Origin of the sequence: Helicobacter felistomachi, from assembly GCF_030296895.1 — a bacterium.
GTDB lineage: Bacteria > Campylobacterota > Campylobacteria > Campylobacterales > Helicobacteraceae > Helicobacter > Helicobacter felistomachi.
The window spans coordinates 1,613,956-1,634,177 of sequence record NZ_AP028022.1; the positions used below are offsets into that span (position 1 = coordinate 1,613,956).

The window sequence follows — 20,222 nt, forward strand, 5'->3', positions numbered from 1 at the left end:
ATGCCCCTCATCCAAGCCCTGTATAGCAAAATCCACCGCGCCGTTGTGACGGATGCCAATTTAAATTACCAAGGTTCGATCACTTTAGGACAAGATCTCATCACGGCTGCCAAGCTCGCCCCCTTCATGAAAGTTGATGTCTTAAACATCAACAACGGGGCGCGCTTTAGCACCTATGTCATTGAGGGTGTGGGCTGTGAGGTGTGTGTCAATGGAGCAGCAAGCCGCTTAGTGCAAAAGGGCGACCTTGTCATCATTGTTGCCTATGTGTCGCTGAGCTTAGAGGAGCTGCCAAGCCACAAACCCCATATCGTGTTTGTGGACCACAACAACGCCCCCATGGAGGATACCCAATGTTAGATTTTAGTCAATTTGGCGGTTTGCTCTCTAGCCTGCAAGAGCAGATTAAAGAAATGGAGAACAAAAGCAAAGAGACCACCTTTGAGGCCAAGAGCGGGGGTGGGCTTGTCAAGGTGAAGTTTAATGGGGCAGGCGAGTTGCTCGACATTTTCATTGATGATGGCTTGCTTGAAGATAAAGAGGCCTTGCAAATCTATCTAATGAGCGCGCTTAATGAGGCGTATAAGCAAGTGGAGGATGCACGAAAAAACGCTGCCTTTGGCATGCTCGGGGGGATCAATCCCTTTGCAAAATAGGGTTTCTCTTTTGACTTTTAAAGCCGCCTAATGCCCCACGCACGCCAACGCTTTTTACTTGCTTTTTTAGGGCTTTTGGGGCTCTTTTTAAGCGCACTTCAGGGCTATGACTTCTCGCATTGCCAAGGCTATTACAAGCGGGCAAGCCACCCGGGCAGTGTGTCCTTGTTTTGGAAGGATGGACATGTGTCTTTTGCCTATGGCAAAATTCCCAAGGGGGCAAAAGTTTTAAAAGCCGACCCTTTCATCGGCTTTTACCTGCTTAAGACCCCCCCTACTGAGTTTGCCTACACTCTCTTAGACATTGACGCGCACGCCTACACCCACCCCCTAGCCAGCGTCAGCGCACACCAAGCCCTAAGGGGACAAATTGCCAAACGCCAAGAGGGGTTTTTGGATTATGCCAAGTTCTCCGCTCCTGTGGCGGCCAATGGGGTGGTGAGCAACATTTGTTACCAGATTTATGGCGTGGGGACGGGCGGGGGCTTTATAGAAGCCCGCTACATCAAACGCTTTTTGCGCCAAAAGTCGCCCTACTATGGCGACATCGGGGTTAGGGTGCGTCAAAGGGGGCGTGGTGGTGGAAAATGTCGACCCCTTTTTCAAAGACAACCCTTTTTTAGAGCAGGATAAAATCACCAACATCAATGGGCGCGCCATCAACAACATGAGAGAATTTGAGTGGGTGGTGAGTAATTTAGCCTACCAAGAGCGGGCGCGCGTGCAAGTCTTAAGGGGGGGGCATTACAAGACTTTAAGCGTTAGGGTGGATAGACGCTATGGGGGGTTTTTACTGCCCGATAGTTTTCTAGAACGCTTTGGCATTCGGCTCAGTCCGCATTTTGTCATCCAAGCCATCAATAAGAGCCGCCCACGCGCTTTTAAAGTCCTACATGTGGGCGACAAGCTTGTATGGATCAACCGCAAACCCATAGCCCCCACAGGAACAAGTTTCAGCACTAAACTCGCCGCCTTGCGCCACGCCCTAAGCCACGCCTACATGCAAGGGCATATTGAAATGTTGGTGTTGAGAAATGGATTTGAGTTTTATGTCCGTTTGTGATTTGCACTTGTTTGAGCAGGTGTGCGCCGCCTTTGAGGCGTATCTAAGAGAGAGTGCGCCCCAGATACAGACTTTCCACCCCTTTTTTGAAAAAGCCTTTTGGGAAATGCTCTTAAATGGAGGCAAACGCTTTAGACCCAAGCTGCTTTTAGCGGTCGTGTGCGCCTTTGTGCGCTCTGTTAAAAACATCAAACAAGCCTACCCCATTGCCCTAGCTTTAGAGGTGCTACACACTTATTCGCTCATCCATGACGACTTGCCCTGTATGGATAACTCTCCCTTGCGCCGCGGTCATCCCACCCTACACACCACTTACAACGAAACCACCGCTACTTTAGTGGGCGATGGCTTAAACACCTACGCCTTTGAGCTCATCGCCAAATCTAAACTCTCAAGCCCCCTAAAGGTGCACTTAGTGGCGACTCTAGCACAATGTGGGGGGGTTAGGGGCATGGTGCTAGGGCAGGCCCTAGATTGCCACTTTGAGGGGCAAGAGCTCAAGCAAGCCCAATTAGAAACTTTGCACTCTTTGAAAACGGGGCAACTCATCGCCGCCAGCTTAAAAATGGGCGCGCTCATTGCTAAAGAGTTTAGCAAGACCCCCAAAGATCTAGCGCAAACCCTTTTTGATTTGGGGCTACTTGTGGGGCTGTTTTTCCAAGTGCGCGATGACATCATTGACGCGACCCAAAGCCCCGAGCAATCGGGCAAGAGCACCCACACAGACGGCTTGAAAAACACCTATGTCCGCTTGCTCGAGCTAGAGGGAGCACAAAGCTATCTAAGCACTTTGCAAGCACAACTTTTAGACAAATTAAAGTCCCTGCCCTGCCCTAAAGGGCTATTTAACGCATTTGCTGGAGAGTTTGGCATGAAGCCTTATATTTTGCTAACCAATGACGATGGCTACGAGGCACGGGGGCTTTTGGCACTGAAAGAAGCTTTAGAAGCGGTCGCTGAGGTGTTGGTGGTCGCCCCAAAAAATGAAAAGTCCGCTTGCGGGCATGGGGTAACCACCACCCTGCCCTTGCGTTTAGAGCAAATGGGGGGGGGATACTACCGAGTCGATGACGGCACACCTACAGATTGCGTGTGTTTGGCTTTATCGATTGCCAAACGCCCCTTTGATTTGCTGATTTCAGGCATCAACCACGGCTCAAACATGGGCGAGGATGTACTCTACTCAGGCACCGCCGCCGGAGCCATTGAGGGCACGATCCACAACATCCCCTCCATCGCCCTGTCGCAATACATCAAGGAGCGCAAACTCTTTAGCCAATTTGATTTTGCGCTGGCTAAAGAAATCGCCTTGAAACTTGTAGAACATTGCCTACAAGGCTACCCCTTAAAAGGGCGCAAGTTTTTAAATGTCAATGTCCCTCAAAGCCGGCATTTTAAGGGTGTGAAAATCACACAACAAGGTAAACGCCTATACGCCAACAACATCCATTGCAAGCAAGATCCCAAGGGCAAGCAATATTGCTGGATGGGGGTTAACCCTTTGCGCTGGGAGGAGAGAGAGGGAGCTATGAGCGACTTTAAAGCCTTAAAAGAGGGGTTTGTGTCTATCAGCCCCATCACGCTCAACATGACAAGTTACGCCGATTTAGAGAGTTTAGAGGGCTGGTTTGCCTAAACTTATAGTAAAATGGAATTTATGAAAACAAAGCACCTTTTTTTGTGGTTGTTGCCCTTAGTTTTTCTCTTTAGCGGTTGCTACCGCTTGAATATGGGCTATTTCTCGGAGGTGAGGGCGGGCTATATTTTTAATGTGAATTCGCCCACGGTCGTGGTCTACGACCCCGCTGACATGGTCACCTCCTTTTACATCCAGCTCATCATCTACGACTTGCAAGAACTAGGCTTTTACAATGTCTTTAGCATGCAAGAATACCCCCCCGCTAAAGCCAAAAATGTCATTTACGCCCAAGTCGTGCGTAACATCTCGGCTGTGCCCGTGCTTGCCTACCACTACACCCTCATAGACAGAGCCAAAAGCAACCATTGTTACTGGCATGAGGGGCAATTTTATTGCGCCAAAGTCCCCACAGACTACTACGCCATCAACGGCTTTTCGGCTTACTCTAAAATGCTCGCCGGCTCGCATTTTATCTTAGACTGGTGGGACAATCTCATCAATAAACGGGTGCTTTACATTGACGGGAGCGTGAGCGGCGACACTTGCGGTTACGACCGCCTATATGAAGAACTCATCTCCAACACCATCGGGCGTATCGACTTTACAAGGTCGGAGCATTACCGCTACTACCACCAGCTCCCCCCCTTCAAACCCTGTTATCGGCGTTAAATGCAAATCCGCCGTTCCTTCCACTTTTGCGCTAGCCACATTGTGCGTAATTGCACTTCTAGGCGCTGCGCCACCAGCATACACGGGCACAACTACCAAGTAGAAATCTTTTTAAAAGCACACAAACTAGACAAGGCGGGCATGGCTTTAGATTTTGGGATTTTTAAAAATGAGATCGCCAGCTTCATAGATGCCTTTGACCACGCGCATCATTTTTGGGACAAAGAAGCCGAAGGCTTCCAGAGCTTTATTGTCAGCACCTGTACCCGCTATGTGAAACTCAGTTTTAATCCCAGTGCCGAGCATTACGCCTTAATGTTCCACCTTTTTATCAGCGCGATTTTAGAGGCGACCGAGTTACACAATGGCGAGGCGGTGGAGGTGGTTTCTGTGAGGGTGCATGAAACCAGCTATGGCTACGCCCAAAGCGAGATTGAGGACTTAAAAAACCCCAACTTAATGGGGGCGATCTCTTTAGAGGGCGTGGCACTCTCCCCCGCCATTTTAAAGGACATGCCAAACCCTAAGCTCTTAGAACAACTCTTGGCTTACCATAAAGCTAAAGAAAATGGGCTTGACACGCCAAGACCCTTTAAAAGCCCCTTGCCCCTAGCCCAGATATGAGCCTGCCCCTTGTAGAAACCTTTTACAGCATTCAGGGCGAGGGCTCTTGTGTGGGGCAACCTAGCCTTTTTATCCGTCTAGGGGGGTGCAATTTTACATGTAGTGGCTTTGGGGGTAAAGCAACTATTGAGGGGCAAGAGTTTATTGGCTGTGATAGCATTTACGCTGTGCGCCCTAACTCTCAATGGCAATATCTTCAAAGTGCCAAGGAGCTTTTAGACAAACTCCCCCCCCATAACCTAGAGCCCTTGCCCTTAATTGTGCTCACTGGGGGGGAGCCTAGTTTGCACTTTAAAAACCCCATTTTGTTAGAGGTGTTGCAAATTCTGCGGACAAGAGGGCACACTCTATGGGTGGAGAGCAATGGGAGTGTGTTTTTTGACTTCAAACCCCCCTTAGATGCACTGCACTTCACCCTAAGCCCCAAATTGTCCTTTAGTGGCGAAGCCACCCCCCTAAAGCCCTTGCAAAACATCTTAGAGCACGCCCTAGAGGTGGTGTTAAAATTCGTGTTAAAAAGCCCTACAGACATCCACGAGGTGCAAGCTTTGTTAAAAAACCTACACTTTAAAAAACCCCCCTTGATCTATCTCATGCCCCTAGCCACCGACAAAGAAAAGCTACAAGAGGGGCTAAAAAGCCTAGTGCCCTTGTGTTTAGAGCATGGCTACTCTTTAGGCCAAAGGCTACACATCCAGCTTTGGGGCAACACACCGGGACACTAAAAATGTTAGAGATATTTAGGGCACACATTGAGAGCATTAGCAAAGGGGATGGCACACATAAATTTAGCCTAGACAGCGTGCTGGAAATGGGCGCGGGGCAAAAGGCCTTAGAGCTTTTAGACCAAGCCATAAAAGCGCAAAAGCAAATCATCATCGGGGGAGATTACGATTGCGATGGCATGAGTGGCACGGCTTTAGCCCTGTATTTCTTTAAAGAGGTGCTGCACTACCCTAACATTAACTACATTATCCCCAGACGCAACACAGACAGCTATGGCATGAGTGTAGAGCTCTTAAGAAGCTACGCCAGCCAAGAACGCTTAGTTCAAACCCACTACAACGCTAGGGGGGAGCTTTTAGGGGGCAAACCCCTAGACTTTCAAGACAGCCTATTTTTCACCATAGACAATGGCGCCACGATCCCTGATGAGGTGTGCGCTTTTTTGCATGCTTACAACACACCCCTAATTTTAAGCGACCACCACGAATTTTTAGAGGGGCGTGTCCCCGCTTGCGATGCCTTCATCCACCCTTTACTTGGCGACAACCACCCCTTTCAAGGCATCAGCGGGGCGTGTGTAGGGTATTTATTCTTGCTTACTTACGCCAAACACACCAAAGTGAAAATGCGCCTAGATCACCTGCAATATTTACAAGTCCTCGCCGGACTTAGCACCATAGGCGACATGATGGACTTGAGCGCGCCCTACAACCGCCAACTCGTGCAGCGCATGGACCACACTCTAAAGACTGCCATGCCAGACTCCTTAAAAGCCCTATATTTAGCCCAAAAATACCAAAACCCCTATAAACTGAGTGCTCTAGCGTGGGACATCATTCCGCTCATCAACGCCGTGGGACGGCTCGATGGCATTGAGGGGTTTTGCCATTGTAATTTAGTCGTGGATTTGCTCGCCACAAGGGAGGCAAACCCCACTTACGCCACGCTCTTAGTGCAAACCAACCAGCGGCGCAAAGAATGCGTGCAAGAAATCAAAAAGACCTTAAAGCCCACCACTAAGGGGGGCTTGATCTATGTAGGCGGGCAAATCCCTAGAGGGGTTTTAGGCATGCTCGCCAACCAATTCTTAGAAATGGGGGGGCAGGTGGCTTTGTGCTGGCGTTTTGAAAACACAAGCGTAGAAGTGTCCTTGCGCTCCAAAGAGGCGGATTTAATGCAAGCCTTAGCACAAATGAAAGAGCAGGGCGTGAGCGTGCAAGGCGGGGGGCATAAGCAAGCGTGCGGACTCGTCTTTGAAACCCAAAACGACTTTTACCACGCTCTAGAGATTTTAGGCGCACTCCCATGACTTTTAAAGCCCCCAATTTGGAGGTGTTTTTTAACCCCGAGTTTTTAGAGCTTTATACCAAAGGTGAGCCTTATGGGGTGGGTAACCCCACACCCCTATTTGAGGTTTGTGCCCCCTTAAAATCGTGGCGTTTTCTAGGGCGCACAGGCCAACACATCGAACTCATCTTAGAAGATCACACCGCCCTTTTGGTGTGTAAGTGGTGGTTTTGCCCCCCCAAGCACCATATCCACTTTTGCCCCCAAAGCCCTCTCACTCTAGTGGGTGAATTTGACCCACACAGCAAAGAATTAAAATGCCTAGAGATTAAAATTTAAAGCCAAAAAACGCTAAAATCTCCCCCCTTTACAAAAAAATTTAAAAAGGATTTAAAATGTTTTATTTGTTCGCGCTTTTAGCCGGCATGGCCCTGGCTTTGCAAGCCCCCATCAACGCGTCCCTAGCCAGGGACATGGGAGGAGTGAGTGTCTTTGCGGCGTTTTTTTCGTTTTTGGTGGGGACTTTATGTCTATTGGTTTTATCAAGGGTGTTCCACCAAATAGGCAGCGACACCCTAAAACTCTTATCCCATCAAGAATGGTGGAAGTTCATCGGTGGGCTTTTGGGCTCGTTTGTGGTCTTTACAACCATCATCAGCGCGCCCAAAATCGGGCTAGCCCCCATGATTATCTTTTTGCTCGTGGGACAGTTGTGTATGGGCTTGTTCTTAGACTCCATTGGGGCTTTTGGTTTGGCGCAAAAAACCATCAGCCTGTCTAAAATCCTAGGGTTAATGCTTGTCATTTTTGGGATTTTTGTCTTTTTTTATAAGGATATTTTTAAGGCATAGGGCACACCCACTTAAATTTTACCCACAATTTTAAGTTTTCATTATCCGTGCTTTAAAAGAGGGGGTTATTAAACACCTAAGATTAGAGGATTTTGCTTAAAACAGAGGCTTGGCACGGCAATTACCCCCTTGAAAGCCATTTAGAGCATTACAAAGTAGATTTTTTGGCTGAACGATTGCCATAGGTTTTTACGGGCAAAACACACAGCGTTGGAGTCGCCCCACCAAAAAGTGAGGGCTAACGCTGGGGTTATTGTGCGGCACAAAGTCTTCAAATGAGCACTTGGACCTCTAACACCCCCTAGAAAATCAAATCTCTCTAAAGCACCCTTAAACCCACAGAAAATGGGTTGCTTATGCTGATGAGAACACCCCGCGCCTTAAGCTATTTTGTGAGAAACTACAACTTTTGAGTAAAAAAGGAAGCCCATGCAATTTTTGGCTTTTATCTTGTACTTTTTGGGGTTATGGTGCTTTTAAAGCCCTCAAAGCCCTTAATAAATTTAATAGCCCCCACGCTCACAGAAAACAAACCCCTTTTTAGTGCTCTAAGCTTGCCCCCCGCCCGTTAAAAGCGTGCATGCAGCAACCCTAACCGCTTTAGACAACCACACAATGTTGGTTGCTTACTTTGGCGGAAGCAAGGAAGCACAAAGCGATGTCAATATCTGGGGCAATCTTTACACGGATAAACTCCAGCGATGGAGCGAGGCTTTTAAGCTTTTATCCGCCCGTGATTTAAGCCGACAAGCCCATGAATTTGTCAAAATCCTAGGTAACCCCGTGCTTTTGGCGCATAGAAATCGGCTTTATTTATTTGTGGTGGGGGCAAGTTTGGGCGGGTGGGCAACTTCTAAAATCTACGTTTTAAGCGCCCCCTTAAGCAATCCCAAAGCCTTGCACTACGTGCAAACTTTGCACCTAAGCCCCTTTTTAAACATCAGCCACCTAGTGAGAAACCCCCCCACACAGACCACGGACGGGGGCTTTATCCTCCCCATTTATCACGAATTAGCCAACAAATCCCCTGTGTTTTTAAAGTTTGACAAAGAAGCCCATTTGCAATTTTTAGTCAAGACCAACGACCTAAGGCAACAATTACAGCCCAGCCTAGTCCCGTATCAAAATTGCGCCTTTGTGGTTTTTAGAAGTTATAAAACCACGCGCTTTTACACCCAAAGCTGTTTAGACTTTTGGCATTGGCAAAAGCCCGCCCTAAGCAATCTCAACAATTACGACAGCGCCAACGCCCTTTTTAATGCCAATGGGGTGCTGTATTTAATTTATAACCAAGCCCTACCCCACAATCCAAGCGCAAGAAGTGCACTGCGTTTAGCCCGCTTTGATGCCAAAAATAGGGTGTTTGTGCCTTTAAAGATTTTAGACACAAGTCTTAAGGGGGAGGTGAGCTACCCTTCTGTGTTGATCTTACATAACCAAATCCATGTCCTCTACACCAAAGAGCGTAAGACGATCGCACACTTGGTGTTTAATCTCTCTTATTTAAAGAGTCTGTGATGGATGCCTTGTTTTTAGCCTTTTGTTTGGGAGTGTGGGTGTTTGTAGGTTTTAACGCCCTTTGGGGGATGGTGGGTTTCCTTTTTTTGAGTGTATCCATTGGTGGGTTTAGTCTGAGCGGTGTTCTTGTGGGATTGTTTGGGGCACCAAGTTCGTTTAGTTTGCTTTTAAGCGTGGGGGCGTTGGTGGCTAAATGCGCGCAAACGCCCTTTTTATCCCAAAGAGCATGTGTCTTTTTAGCCATTTTTTGCTTGTTTGTGTTTGTAGACACGTTGGGACTCTTGCCTTTTAGTTTTGTTTATGGTGCTTATGCTCTGCCTAGTTTAGGTGTCTTTGCCCTCATCGCCTTTTGCTTAGATCGCGTGTTGGGCTGGCTATTTTTGGGGGCACTTGCCACACAAATCCTCACCAAAGAGCCCATTTTGTATGTGGGCATGGCCGACATTTATTTATTCTTAGGGGCAAGTTTTTGCTCCATTAAAAAAGCACTCAAATCTAAACATTTCCTGCTTCCGGCACTTAAAAGGTTATTTCTAAGCCACTAACATCCTTTGGGTTTGTCAAGGCGTTGCACTCATAGTGTGGCTTCCTCCCCAAACCTGCAAGCCCTTTAAAATCCCACCCCTTCACTCTTTAACGAGCAAAACTGGCGCTACAAAGCGCAATGACACTCGCCCCACATAACACAACATGCCCGACACGACCAAGTGCATAGGGCTTAATCTCTTACTAAAGGCTAAAAACAAACTGGGCGCAACCATCGCCGCAAAATGCGCGGCCAACACGCTTTTACTCAGCACAAGACTAAAGCCATGCGCGTGCATGGCTAAAGGCGTGGCGTTCATTACTAAAGTCATTAAGCCAAAGCTTAAGCAGCACACGCATAGGTGGCTAAGAGAAAATGGGGTTTTTTAAAGAGAGTTTTTAGGGGGACTTTGGGACTTCCTTTAGCGCTAAAGGGTTTAACTTTAGCAAAAAGCTAGATGCCATATTGAGCGCACAGAGCAAGCCCACAAAAGCAAAAGAACCCACAAAGGGTACGCTAAGAGATGCACCCCTATATTGCCTAAATGAGGCCCTAAAATGCCCCCAGGATCCTCCACTCACCACAAGAGCAGTGGCCCTATTTTGGACGTTTTGTGTGTTGCGTTAATGGCTTCTAGGGCTAAAAAGTGGTAAAACTGGTTGATAGCTGTGAAAAAAGCCTAGCAAAAAAGTCGCTAGACAGAAGAACAGAAAACTTTTAGCCCACAAAGCCACAACGGCTAAACCAGCCCCCACACTCCCTAGCAAAGACACGCCCAAAGTGCCATTTTTCCCCCACCTTGAAAAGATAGAAGCCGAAAACAACATGGCAATAAACGCCCCCGTAAGGGTCGTGATAACAGGCAAAGTGGCTAGAGTTGTGCGCCCTAAAAGCCGCCGCCCCGCTAGCGCACTGCTAAAGGTCAAAAGCGCAACCACTGCCCCGCTAAGACCTTGGAGTAGGAGTAAGATGGTTGTGTTAACATGGGTGGATTTTAGCGCATTGTTGCAGATTTTGGGTCTATGGGAACTATGCACTCTTGCCCTCTATCGGTCTTGGAGGACTGACTGTATGCCCTGGTTTTTCTTCACAAGTATAAAAACAATCTTTGATCATCCTCATTGCTCTATTTCACTAAAACCAAACTTATATGTTCTAAATATTTACATTTTATACTTTCAAGCAATCAAGCCAAAAAACATACGGTGGCAAAAAGTGCTACCCCTTATATTTTTGCATTTATACTTTAAAACCCATGATAGGATTTTTGTTGTGAATTAAGATATTGATTAAGGTATTTGAGCATGAGGGTCTTTTTGAATTTATTCTACTTTGTCTATGTGGGGCTTGCACTCACACCTACATGGGCGATTTTTATTTGCACAAGCACCACGCTCATCACACCTTTTTTAATCTTTTGAGTGTTGTGGTTGTATGTGGAATTTTTGCCCTATTATCTTGGCTTTACATGCACCTTGTTGCAAGGTACATGCCTCCGGAGGATGCAATGTGCGCTGTGGAGATGGTGGAGGTGGCTGAACCTAAATACATTCCTATTTATATTGCCTATTTTGTGATTGCCGTTAGCCTTAAAAATTGCGTCCTATTTGTTGTGGTGTTTATGCTTATTTATCTTTTAATTCTCAAGGGAAGTTTTCATATTTTAATCCTTATCTTTTGTTTTTTGGTTACCACTTTTACGAGATTTCTATTGACCCTAGTCAAATCACCGGCGACTCCTCAAAGTATGCAAAATATAAAGTGTTTGTGATCTCAAAAAGAAAGCTCAAAATAGAAAAGCAGTATCCAAAGCTTATTGGTCTTAATGAATTTGTTTTTCTTGAGAAGGAAGTGAAATAACAATGTCTATGCTCTATTGCCACATAGGAGGGATAAATTATCGTGTTGGCGACATGCCTTTAGAGGACACATGGGATCTTAAAACATAAAACATATGAGAATTGCCAAAAGAAAGACTATCGCAAAGAGCATGGGAGAAGTTTAGGAAAAAAGGAGGTGTTTTATATCCAAGCTCCCTTGAGAATGCTCGAGGACTACAATCTTGAGCTTGTGATAGGTGGCGACACATCTAGTACCAATACGATTAGTTTAAATGTCTTAAAAGAAAATGGTGGCAATCAAGAAAACCAGCCTAAAGTGCTGTTTGTGCGTACAGAAGAAGGGGGTGATGTTAAATTGTACTTCCAGGCAATTAGACGGGGTGCTGTCATCAAGAAAGGTTTTGTTCTTTTAGGCAACAAACCATGTATTGAAAATGGAGCAGTCATTTTGATTCGCGAACAGATAGATGCTTATTGGAGTCGTAAAGACGAGAAGCTTTATTTTAAAAACATTGAGGACTTGGAGCGCATATTGCCCCACTTTTTTGAAAAAAAAGTTCAAGATCTTAGACAAGAACTTAGATCTATTAAGAACTCTGACTACCAATATTTGTATCTAGATTTAGACTTAGACAAAATCCAACCCACTCTACCAAAAACAAAGCTGGCTAGAATCGATTTTTTATTGCAAAAGGGGAACTTGGAGATTTTTAGAAAGAATGGCGATCCAGGAAAACGGAATGCCTATTTAAAATACGCTCAAAAGTATCGGCCTCAAATACTTAAGGATCATAAGTTGGTTATCTGCAAGGTCGCTGATTTGGACTCTCTCTACCATATTGTGTGCGAGGCCTACTACACCACAGAAATAGGAGGAGAACAGCGGGTTGCCGCTGTTTTTGAAAAAAATAGCACTAGAGACTAACTTGGCTTAGAAGCTTTTAATGGATGCGATGCTAAGCGTGTGTCAAAAGATATTGGTTTTTTGATCCTTATCACATGGTTGCAGCATAAGCCTCTCACATCCCCCATCTTTTCCGCACCCTAAAAGAGCATACCCCTCCTACTTCTAGACTACCGCCCCTTGCCATTATATTCCTTAAGATTTTACTTTATTTTGCTTTTGGATTTGTATTGGTACTGCGCTTGCGCCATGTGTCTTTTGGAGACTTCTTTATTTCTTTGTGCCTTAAGTAATCTTTTTACTTTGTTATATCTGCCACTATTACTTTTACTTTAAAATATTGTTATCCCAATCCTATAAACCACTAAACCACTAAGACTCTAGGATTTAGATTCTCCTACAAGTGTAGGCTCTAAAAAAGTCAAAATGGTTTTAGAAGAAGTGAAGGAACAACAATCGACCAAAAAGGACAAACCAAAACTTTACAAATAAGACATAGGGATAAATATTTGGAATGGAATTGCTAGGATGGGATCAAGAAGTTAAAACAACTCCCCCGCATCACCCTACTTTCCCACACTTGAAAAGCGCAGTATCATCGGCGTAAGAGAGCTTGACTTCCAGGTTCGGGATGGGGCTGGGTATTTCCTCTCTTCTAGGGACACGGGAAAAGCGAAGCTTTTTAAGGCTTTCGGTTCTCTTAAAGTTTTAAGAGAGCCTAGGGTTACGCCCTTGTCTTAAGGACTGAGCTTCGATTATTCTAAGTTAAACTCCTAGAACAATCAAGGATGGCTCAAGTTAAAACTAAGCCATCCCTAAAATAAAAACGCCATTCTAGCATTTTTATTTAAAAAAGCAAACTTAAAAAGCAACGCTTTAAATCAATAACCTATGTTGGTCTATCTACAAAGCCCCATTACACTCAATAAGGCAGTGAAGCTATTACGCAAGCAAACAAGCCAAACGCTCTATTAGTAGTGGTTAGCTGAGTGCATTACTGCACTTACACACCCACCCTATCAAACATCTTAGTCTTCATGCGAGCTTCAGGGAAAGCTCATCTTGGAGTTGGCTTCGAGCTTAGATGCTTTCAGCTCTTATCACAACCATGCGTGGCTACCCAGCGGTGCTCTTGGCAGAACAACTGGTGCACCAGTGGCATGTCCATCCCGGTCCTCTCGTACTAGGGACAGCTCTCCTCAGCTTTCCTACGCCCACAGCAGATAGGGACCGAACTGTCTCACGACGTTCTGAACCCAGCTCGCGTACCGCTTTAAATGGCGAACAGCCATACCCTTGGGACCTGCTCCAGCCCCAGGATGCGATGAGCCGACATCGAGGTGCCAAACCTCCCCGTCGATGTGAGCTCTTGGGGGAGATCAGCCTGTTATCCCCGGGGTACCTTTTATCCTTTGAGCGATGGCTCTTCCACACGAGAACCACCGGATCACTATGACCGACTTTCGTCTCTGCTTGAGTTGTCTCTCTTGCAGTTAAGCTAGCTTGTGCCATTACACTCAACTGGCGATTTCCAACCGCCATGAGCTAACCTTTGTAAGCCTCCGTTACTTTTTAGGAGGCGACCGCCCCAGTCAAACTACCCACCAAGCATTGTCCTGCCTAAGGATGACTTAGGCCAGTTAGCTAACAAAAACGCCAAGGGTGGTATCTCAAGGATGGCTCCACAGACACCAAAGTGTCTGCTTCAAAGCCTCCCACCTATCCTGCGCATGGCATTCCCATTAGCAGTGCTAAGCTATAGTAAAGGTCCACGGGGTCTTTCCGTCTTGCTGCGGGTAGGAGGAATTTTCACCTCCACTACAATTTCACTGGATCTCTCTTTGAGACAGCTCCCATCTCGTTACGCCATTCATGCAGGTCGGTATTTAACCGACAAGGAATTTCGCTACCTTAGGACCGTTATAGTTACGGCCGCCGTTTACTCGGGCTTCAATTCAAAGCTTCGCCTTGCGGCTAACCCATCCTCTTAACCTTCGAGCACCGGGCAGGCGTCACACCTTATACTTCCTCTTACGAGTTGGCAAAGTGCTGTGTTTTTGGTAAACAGTCGGGAGGGACTCTTTGCTGAGACCTACTTGCGTAGGCACACCTTATCGCGAACTTACGGTGCTAGTTTGCAGAGTTCCTTAAAGAGAGTTCTTCCACGCGCCTTAGAATACTCATCTCATCTACCTGTGTCGGTTTGCGGTACGGACAATTGCAACTAAACTTAGAGACTTTTCTTGGCACGATAGTGTCAGTGATTCTCCCCTTGACCCGAAGTACTTTAGAGAGCCTGTCAGGTTTGAAATACAGGAGCGGATTTGCCACTCTCCCAATCTACACCCTTCGACCAGCACATCCATCAGCTGGCTCACCTAACTTTATGCGTCCTCCCATCGCGCATTGCAATTGGTATAGGAATATTAACCTATTTTCCATCGCCTACCCCTTTCGGACTTGGCTTAGGACCCGACTAACCCTACGATGACGAACATCGCGTAGGAAACCTTAGATTTACGGCGGATACGATTCTTACGCATCTTATCGCTACTCATTCCTGCATGCTCACTTCTGTGCGCTCCAGCACTCCTTGCCGGTATGCCTTCAGTGCTGCACAGAACGCTCTTCTACCACTATGTGTGAAACATAATCTACAACTTCGGTGTCTATCTTAGCCCCGTTATATTTTCAGCGCATGATCACTAGACCAGTGAGCTGTTACGCTTTCTTTAAAGGATGGCTGCTTCTAAGCCAACCTCCTGGTTGTTTGAGTAACCACACATCTTTTTCCACTTAGAATAGAACTTGGGGACCTTAGTTGGTAGTCTGGGTTGTTTCCCTCTTGACGATTGATTTTATCACCCACCGCCTGACTCCCAAGATACAACAAAAGGTATTCGCAGTTTGACAGGGTTTGGTACTGCGGCGAGCAGCCCTAGCCCAATCAGAGCTCTACCCCCTTTGTCATCACTTGAGGCTATACCTAAATATATTTCGAAGAGAACCAGCTATCACCAAGTTTGTTTGTCCTTTCACCCCTATCCACAGCTCATCCCAGCCCGTTTCAATGGGCACGGGTTCAGTCCTCCACAAGCTGTTACACTCGTTTCAACTTGGCCATGGATAGATCACTTGGCTTCGGGTCTGCAGCGTCTGACTGATGCGCCCTATTCAGACTCGCTTTCGCCACGGCTCGTTTTCACTTAACCTTGCCAGACACCACAACTCGCAGGATCATTATGCAAAAGGCAGTCCATCACCCTGATAAATCATAGGGCTCTGAATGATTGTAAGTAGATGGTTTCAGGTTCTATTTCACTCCGTTACCCACGGTTCTTTTCACCTTTCCCTCACGGTACTTGTGCGCTATCGGTCAAAGAGTAGTATTTAGGGTTGGAGAGTGGTCTCCCCGGCTTCAGCCCGGATTTCACGTGTCCTGACCTACTCTGGATCCGGCTATCTAGGGTTTTCCTTTCGCATACAGGGCTATCACCTTCTATGGCTTGTCTTTCCAAACAACTTTGCTAGAAAACCCCTTGAATGTTGCCGTGTCTCAACCCCGAGTGCAAGCACCCGGTTTGCCCTTTTCCCCTTTCGCTCGCCACTACTGAGGGAATCTCGTTGATTTCTTTTCCTCTAGCTACTGAGATGTTTCACTTCGCTAGGTTCGCTCTCTATAAATAGAGTAATCCACATTGCTGTGGATTGGGTTGCCCCATTCGGACACCTACGGATCAATGCTTCTTGACAGCTCCCCGTAGCTTATCGCAGTCTAGTGCGTCCTTCATCGCCTCTCTTTGCCAAGGCATCCACCATCCACTCTTAATATCTTGTTTGCCACTCTAGCATATCCGCTAGAGCGTTGCATAAGAGCCACACCGCCTTATTGAGTATAATTCTTTTGGCTTTGTAGTTTTTACCTTTACATAGGCTATTGACAATAAAAAGTCAAATAACACGCTTTTAAGATTGACGCTTTAGAAAAAAGTTTTCACCTTTTCGATGTAAGCTTTCTTAGAAGCAAAACGCAATACTAGCGGTTTGGAGCTTAAGGGGAGCTGAAGTGGTCATTAAAACATTGTGTTAACCCAAAAAGAGCAAAATAACAGATAACTTAAGGGGATTGCATGCATTGCATTTTGATTTGGCTTTGTGCCGAAGTCGGGCTGATTTTATGCATTCTTGTCGTCACTCTTGCCTTTAATCTGTGTAAGAGTATTATCAAGTGGTTTGATAGACATGCTAAACAACTAAACAAGCTTAAAGCCCCCCCCCAACTACAGAAACCAAGACCATGCAGCATTAATTTTACAAATGTTGGGGAGGTGATCTGCTTTTCAGTAGATCTGTTTAAGCCCTTTGCCATCCAAGACCCTAACCATGTTTTTCATTTGAGTGCCGCCCACGACACCATGCAATATGTAGATGTAGATATGGAGCATTTTAGCGCGCGTCTGTATGTAGAAATTCTCAAAGAATGGGAGCTAGATTTTACAGATCGCTTAAAGAAAAATTTACAAACTGCTCCCGATTGCGCCAAACTCTGCATAAAAGCCATGCCCTTTTTGCCTCAAGAAATCGCCCCAGTTTTAGAACTCTACCACGATGGAGATTTTTATAGGTTTCAAACCACGCACAGAAAGCCTAAGGACTTGCCCACCTTTGATCGAGATATTCTATATCATAACATTAAGGAATATTTAAGGATTTATCAAGGGGCTTTAGCGGGTGTGGTCGATAGCCTTGTACGCCCCAAGAACAAGCCAAAACTCAAGCGCAAAACCCGTAAGCAAATCGCTAAACTCCGCTTGCAAGAAACTTGTGGCATACTAGCCCCCCAAGATTTTAAAACCTTTAATTTAGACCGCCCTAAAGCGTATAGTGCTCTACACAAGCACCGCTTCACTTTTAATAAACACAAGCATTACTACTTTGAATACGCCCTACAGATATGGATTTTGCAACGCTTGTTAGAGATTTTTAACGGCTCAATTGAAATGCAAGAAATCGAGCACACCTTATTAAAAAGACTCAAGCATGGTTCTGCACAAGCCCTGGAGTTTTCAAAAGTCTTTAACTAAAGACACGCCGGGATAGATAGCACGATAAACGCCCTTGCAAGCCATTTAAATTTGCCCATCATGCTTAAAAATAGTGGTGTGGTCGTGTAGTGGTGTGGTCGTGCCAAATCCTGACTTTAAACCCCATGTTTATCTAAACAACCGCCCCCACAGCCTAGAGTTTTTGCACTTGCTTTTTAAACTTTAAAGAACACAAATCTATAAAGCCCACACCCTACCCCCTTTTAGTGCCTACGGGTTTAGAACGAGCATTTTGTGAATGGTGCGCCGACAAGATCGATGCCTACACAGAAGCCTTATTTTTTGATCACCAAGTTTCATTTTTTAAACAAATCTTTGCAATGCAACAGCAATTTCTCCAAGAAAATACAAATTTTTGGGTGCATGTTTTAGAGTGGTGCGCCAAGCAAATCACCCCCATCACAGACTCCATAAGCGATAAACAAGAGTTGATCAATGCCACCTTAAAAGCTAAACAAGCCCTAGACAAAGCGACAGAGAGCCTGATAGATCGTTTTATTGCTTTAGTCATTGACTATATCAGTGAAGATAAGCAAGCCCTATTTTTTGATGACAGACCCGCCTTTTTAAAATTAGTCATTAGAGCACAAGCACATTTTTTTAATGATCATGGCGTTTTTCTTGAAGATCTAAAGGCAACAACCCCCCAAAAGAAAGCACACTAGAAACCTCCAAGCTAGAAACCCCACAACCCCAAAGCATCGATCACTTCCCCAAAGCCATTAAGGCGTATTTGGATCAGTTTGTCATTGGACAAGAGAATGCTAAAAAACAAATGAGTTTAGTTTTTAGCGACCACTATAAGCGCATCAACGGACAATCCACTTTAGAAAAAGCCAATGCCATTTGTATAGGACCATCAGGGAGTGGCAAGACTTTTTTAATTGAAATGGTAACCAAGTATTTAGACATCCCCTATTGCATCGCCAACGCCGCCGCCTTCACCCCCACGGGCTACATAGGCAATGAAACCAACCAAATGTTTGCCACGCTTTATAGCAATGCGGGCAATGATAAAGAAAAAGCCGAACAAGGGGTGCTGGTTTTAGATGAGATCGACAAACTCGGGCAGGGCGGCTGGCATGACAAAGAGTGGCGGCAGGGGGTGCAAAACGAACTTTTAAAAGTCATTGAAAAGGGCTTTGTGTCCTTTGACTATGGGAATCGGGCTATGGGGGAGAAGATTACCTTAAAGACGGAGAACATGCTTTTTATCATCCTAGGGCATTTTGAAAAGCTGTGGCACAACAACGAACCTAAAGAGCCTAACAATGTGCTGTTTGGCAAAGTCCCCAAAATCCCCCACTTCACCAGTGAAGACTTGATAGAATGTGGCATGAAACGGGAGTTTTTACGCCGTTTCGCGGTGCGGGTGGTCTTTGAGCCCGTGGATATAGACATCTTACCAACCGCGCCCTAAAGCCCCACAAAGCAGAATGCTTTGCTCTTTAGCTAAGGGGATTACCACGCATGCTCTTGAGAGCATAACAAAAGACAATCATCTTAAAGTGTCAGTTAATATAATCTTGCATGGCACTTTGTACGAAAACCACGATCAAATACAAGAGCAACAACAATCTTGTCTATACTTGCAAATACCATGCTGTGTGGTGTCCTAAATACAAGAGAAAAGTTCTTGTAAATCAGGTAGAGATAAGATTGAAACAAATTGTTTTAGAAGTGGCACAAGAATTAGAGGTGGAGATTTTAGAAATGGAAACAGAAAGGAGCATAGAAACTCCGCTGCGCTCATTTTGGAGTGATGAAGTTTATTAGAACAGCTAAAGGCAGAAGCAGTCGGCTTTTAAGGCAAGAGTTTGTGCATTTGAGAACAAGACTACCCACACCATGGACAAACTCTTGTTTGATTTCTTCTATAGGGGGGTGCGCCTTTGAAAACAAGTGGAAAGACGATGTTAATCGCCTACAAGCAGAAACTCTACCATGCAAGCAAGCACAAGCACATCAGCAAGCTTCTACGCTTTTATGGCATTTGCTACAACCATGGTATGGCTTGGCATAAGAGATATGAAGGCTCTACAAGAAACACTTAAATCTCTACACTCTGCAAAGCACATCACCAAACTCAATGAAAACAACACACTTTGCTTTTTTAAAACTTTGGGTTCTCAAACCTTGCAGGAGTTAGTAGAGAGGATAGACAAGGCTTATCAAAGATTTTTTAAAAACAAGGCAGACCTCCTAGATTTAAAAGAGTGGCTCTATATCAATCTTTCACTTTTAAAGGGAAAACGGGTTATAAAATCCAAGACAATATTATTTCTTTTAGTGGTTGTTGCTTTAAGTTTGTTAAAACCTACGAGTTCAATGGCAAACCTAAGACCTTAACCATTAAAAGAGATAATCTAGGCGATGTTTTCTTGTGCCTGGTGTGTGGAGAAAAACGCCAAGCGTTTTCCCCTAAACCTGCAGGCACTAACAGCGTGGGGCTTGCTGGGTTAAAAACATTTCTCACCTGCTCTCATGGCGCACAAATCCCCTTACCTTTATTTTTCTCTAAATATTATTTTGATGAAATCTTGTTCTAAATCTCTAAAAAGAAAAGAGGCTCGAATCACCGCTTGAAAGCTAGATGAAGGCTTGCTAGATTGCACAGAAAAATCAAAAACCTGAGAACAGACTTTTTCTACAAGCTTGCCAATAGTCTAGCCAGACAATACGCCACTATTTTCATTGAAGACTTGAACTTGAAGGGTATGGTTAAACTTTGGGGGTGCGCAAGCCGAAGGGTTGCGCGTCTAATGCCAAACTGCGAGGACTGTTATAATGCAAGGGCTATCCTCTAGAGAGAA

The 20,222-nt window shown here is 45.5% G+C and carries 21 protein-coding genes, 2 rRNA genes and 2 pseudogenes; 21 read left to right on the top strand and 4 right to left on the bottom strand.

Going from position 1 to position 20,222, the window contains the following annotated elements; translation table 11 throughout:
- The 14 genes and pseudogenes from panD (at nt 1) to QUE23_RS08620 (ending at nt 9,578) form a co-directional block, all read left to right on the top strand.
- Nucleotides 1-360, top strand: coding sequence for an aspartate 1-decarboxylase (gene panD, locus QUE23_RS08555; RefSeq protein WP_286348602.1), 360 nt, complete (start codon nt 1-3; stop codon nt 358-360).
- Nucleotides 354-656, top strand: a complete 303-nt coding sequence (locus tag QUE23_RS08560; RefSeq protein ID WP_221272082.1) for a YbaB/EbfC family nucleoid-associated protein — start codon at nt 354-356, stop codon at nt 654-656. Before panD ends, QUE23_RS08560 begins: the two co-directional genes overlap by 7 nt.
- Nucleotides 657-686: 30 nt before the next feature.
- Complete coding sequence (locus QUE23_RS08565; protein ID WP_286348603.1) at nt 687-1,289, top strand: DUF7488 domain-containing protein; 603 nt, start codon at nt 687-689, stop codon at nt 1,287-1,289.
- Complete coding sequence (locus QUE23_RS08570; protein WP_286348604.1) at nt 1,234-1,719, top strand: PDZ domain-containing protein; 486 nt, start codon at nt 1,234-1,236, stop codon at nt 1,717-1,719. The genes QUE23_RS08565 and QUE23_RS08570 overlap by 56 nt, the downstream gene beginning before the upstream one ends.
- Before the next feature lie 106 nt (nt 1,720-1,825).
- A pseudogene (locus QUE23_RS08575) lies at nt 1,826-2,398 on the top strand (polyprenyl synthetase family protein); the annotation flags it as partial.
- Nucleotides 2,399-2,590: 192 nt separating this feature from the next.
- Nucleotides 2,591-3,355, top strand: a complete 765-nt coding sequence (gene surE, locus QUE23_RS08580) for a 5'/3'-nucleotidase SurE (protein ID WP_286349453.1) — start codon at nt 2,591-2,593, stop codon at nt 3,353-3,355.
- Between the two features lie 21 nt (nt 3,356-3,376).
- The gene (locus QUE23_RS08585) at nt 3,377-4,027 is read left to right on the top strand and encodes a hypothetical protein (protein WP_286348605.1); all 651 of its coding nucleotides are present in this window, start codon (nt 3,377-3,379) and stop codon (nt 4,025-4,027) included.
- Nucleotides 4,028-4,651 (top strand): 6-pyruvoyl trahydropterin synthase family protein, encoded by a 624-nt coding sequence (locus tag QUE23_RS08590; RefSeq protein WP_286348606.1) that lies wholly within the window; start codon nt 4,028-4,030, stop codon nt 4,649-4,651.
- On the top strand, nt 4,648-5,376 hold the full coding sequence (locus tag QUE23_RS08595) for a 7-carboxy-7-deazaguanine synthase QueE (protein ID WP_286348607.1): 729 nt from the start codon (nt 4,648-4,650) through the stop codon (nt 5,374-5,376). Before QUE23_RS08590 ends, QUE23_RS08595 begins: the two co-directional genes overlap by 4 nt.
- A gap of 2 nt (nt 5,377-5,378) precedes the next feature.
- Nucleotides 5,379-6,686 carry a DHH family phosphoesterase gene (locus QUE23_RS08600; protein WP_286348608.1) on the top strand — a complete coding sequence of 436 codons (1,308 nt, stop codon included), beginning with the start codon at nt 5,379-5,381 and terminating at the stop codon, nt 6,684-6,686.
- Nucleotides 6,683-7,003 (top strand): single-stranded-DNA-specific exonuclease, encoded by a 321-nt coding sequence (locus QUE23_RS08605; RefSeq protein WP_286348609.1) that lies wholly within the window; start codon nt 6,683-6,685, stop codon nt 7,001-7,003. Before QUE23_RS08600 ends, QUE23_RS08605 begins: the two co-directional genes overlap by 4 nt.
- Nucleotides 7,004-7,059: 56 nt before the next feature.
- On the top strand, nt 7,060-7,515 hold the full coding sequence (locus QUE23_RS08610) for a DMT family transporter (protein WP_286348610.1): 456 nt from the start codon (nt 7,060-7,062) through the stop codon (nt 7,513-7,515).
- Between the two features lie 576 nt (nt 7,516-8,091).
- Nucleotides 8,092-9,033: a sialidase family protein gene (locus QUE23_RS08615; RefSeq protein ID WP_286348611.1), complete on the top strand. Its 942-nt coding sequence runs from the start codon at nt 8,092-8,094 to the stop codon at nt 9,031-9,033.
- Nucleotides 9,033-9,578 carry a hypothetical protein gene (locus tag QUE23_RS08620; RefSeq protein ID WP_286348612.1) on the top strand — a complete coding sequence of 182 codons (546 nt, stop codon included), beginning with the start codon at nt 9,033-9,035 and terminating at the stop codon, nt 9,576-9,578. The genes QUE23_RS08615 and QUE23_RS08620 overlap by 1 nt, the downstream gene beginning before the upstream one ends.
- An 81-nt stretch (nt 9,579-9,659) precedes the next feature.
- On the opposite strand, the gene QUE23_RS08625 is transcribed toward QUE23_RS08620, so the two are convergent.
- Nucleotides 9,660-9,890, bottom strand: coding sequence for a hypothetical protein (locus QUE23_RS08625; protein WP_286348613.1), 231 nt, complete (start codon nt 9,888-9,890; stop codon nt 9,660-9,662).
- Between the two features lie 292 nt (nt 9,891-10,182).
- A complete protein-coding gene (locus QUE23_RS08630) occupies nt 10,183-10,497 on the bottom strand; it encodes a hypothetical protein (RefSeq protein ID WP_286348614.1) in 315 nt (104 codons plus the stop codon).
- 658 nt (nt 10,498-11,155) lie between these two features.
- Between QUE23_RS08630 and QUE23_RS10260 the strand changes: the two genes are divergently transcribed.
- Together QUE23_RS10260 and QUE23_RS08635 are read left to right on the top strand one after the other, a co-directional pair.
- The gene (locus QUE23_RS10260) at nt 11,156-11,419 is read left to right on the top strand and encodes a KwaA family protein (RefSeq protein WP_491904318.1); all 264 of its coding nucleotides are present in this window, start codon (nt 11,156-11,158) and stop codon (nt 11,417-11,419) included.
- Nucleotides 11,420-11,575: 156 nt separating this feature from the next.
- On the top strand, nt 11,576-12,325 hold the full coding sequence (locus QUE23_RS08635) for a hypothetical protein (protein ID WP_286348615.1): 750 nt from the start codon (nt 11,576-11,578) through the stop codon (nt 12,323-12,325).
- Nucleotides 12,326-12,857: 532 nt separating this feature from the next.
- On the opposite strand, the gene rrf is transcribed toward QUE23_RS08635, so the two are convergent.
- Nucleotides 12,858-12,973, bottom strand: a 5S ribosomal RNA gene (gene rrf / locus QUE23_RS08640).
- A 281-nt stretch (nt 12,974-13,254) separates the two neighbouring features.
- Nucleotides 13,255-16,143, bottom strand: a 23S ribosomal RNA gene (locus QUE23_RS08645).
- A gap of 291 nt (nt 16,144-16,434) precedes the next feature.
- Between QUE23_RS08645 and QUE23_RS08650 the strand changes: the two genes are divergently transcribed.
- From QUE23_RS08650 to QUE23_RS10235, 5 genes and pseudogenes are all read left to right on the top strand, one after another.
- Nucleotides 16,435-17,388, top strand: a complete 954-nt coding sequence (locus QUE23_RS08650) for a hypothetical protein (RefSeq protein ID WP_286348616.1) — start codon at nt 16,435-16,437, stop codon at nt 17,386-17,388.
- A gap of 227 nt (nt 17,389-17,615) precedes the next feature.
- Nucleotides 17,616-18,074: a hypothetical protein gene (locus QUE23_RS08655; RefSeq protein WP_286348617.1), complete on the top strand. Its 459-nt coding sequence runs from the start codon at nt 17,616-17,618 to the stop codon at nt 18,072-18,074.
- A 68-nt stretch (nt 18,075-18,142) separates the two neighbouring features.
- Nucleotides 18,143-18,829, top strand: coding sequence for an AAA family ATPase (locus QUE23_RS08660; RefSeq protein WP_286348618.1), 687 nt, complete (start codon nt 18,143-18,145; stop codon nt 18,827-18,829).
- A 110-nt stretch (nt 18,830-18,939) separates the two neighbouring features.
- Nucleotides 18,940-19,432: pseudogene (tnpA, locus tag QUE23_RS08665) on the top strand (IS200/IS605 family transposase).
- A 586-nt stretch (nt 19,433-20,018) separates the two neighbouring features.
- Nucleotides 20,019-20,216, top strand: a complete 198-nt coding sequence (locus tag QUE23_RS10235; protein ID WP_286349220.1) for a transposase — start codon at nt 20,019-20,021, stop codon at nt 20,214-20,216.
- The last annotated feature ends 6 nt before the right edge of the window (nt 20,217-20,222 follow it).

Coding starts and splice junctions, on each gene's coding strand:
- QUE23_RS08610 (WP_286348610.1), top strand. CDS start 7,060: ATGTTTTATTTGTTCGCGCTTTTAGCCGGCATGGCCCTGGCTTTGCAA.
- QUE23_RS08595 (WP_286348607.1), top strand. CDS start 4,648: ATGAGCCTGCCCCTTGTAGAAACCTTTTACAGCATTCAGGGCGAGGGC.
- QUE23_RS08620 (WP_286348612.1), top strand. CDS start 9,033: ATGGATGCCTTGTTTTTAGCCTTTTGTTTGGGAGTGTGGGTGTTTGTA.
- QUE23_RS08625 (WP_286348613.1), bottom strand. CDS start 9,890: ATGACTTTAGTAATGAACGCCACGCCTTTAGCCATGCACGCGCATGGC.
- surE (WP_286349453.1), top strand. CDS start 2,591: ATGAAGCCTTATATTTTGCTAACCAATGACGATGGCTACGAGGCACGG.
- panD (WP_286348602.1), top strand. CDS start 1: ATGCCCCTCATCCAAGCCCTGTATAGCAAAATCCACCGCGCCGTTGTG.
- QUE23_RS08585 (WP_286348605.1), top strand. CDS start 3,377: ATGAAAACAAAGCACCTTTTTTTGTGGTTGTTGCCCTTAGTTTTTCTC.
- QUE23_RS08565 (WP_286348603.1), top strand. CDS start 687: ATGCCCCACGCACGCCAACGCTTTTTACTTGCTTTTTTAGGGCTTTTG.
- QUE23_RS08600 (WP_286348608.1), top strand. CDS start 5,379: ATGTTAGAGATATTTAGGGCACACATTGAGAGCATTAGCAAAGGGGAT.
- QUE23_RS08590 (WP_286348606.1), top strand. CDS start 4,028: ATGCAAATCCGCCGTTCCTTCCACTTTTGCGCTAGCCACATTGTGCGT.
- QUE23_RS08650 (WP_286348616.1), top strand. CDS start 16,435: ATGCATTGCATTTTGATTTGGCTTTGTGCCGAAGTCGGGCTGATTTTA.
- QUE23_RS08605 (WP_286348609.1), top strand. CDS start 6,683: ATGACTTTTAAAGCCCCCAATTTGGAGGTGTTTTTTAACCCCGAGTTT.
- QUE23_RS08560 (WP_221272082.1), top strand. CDS start 354: ATGTTAGATTTTAGTCAATTTGGCGGTTTGCTCTCTAGCCTGCAAGAG.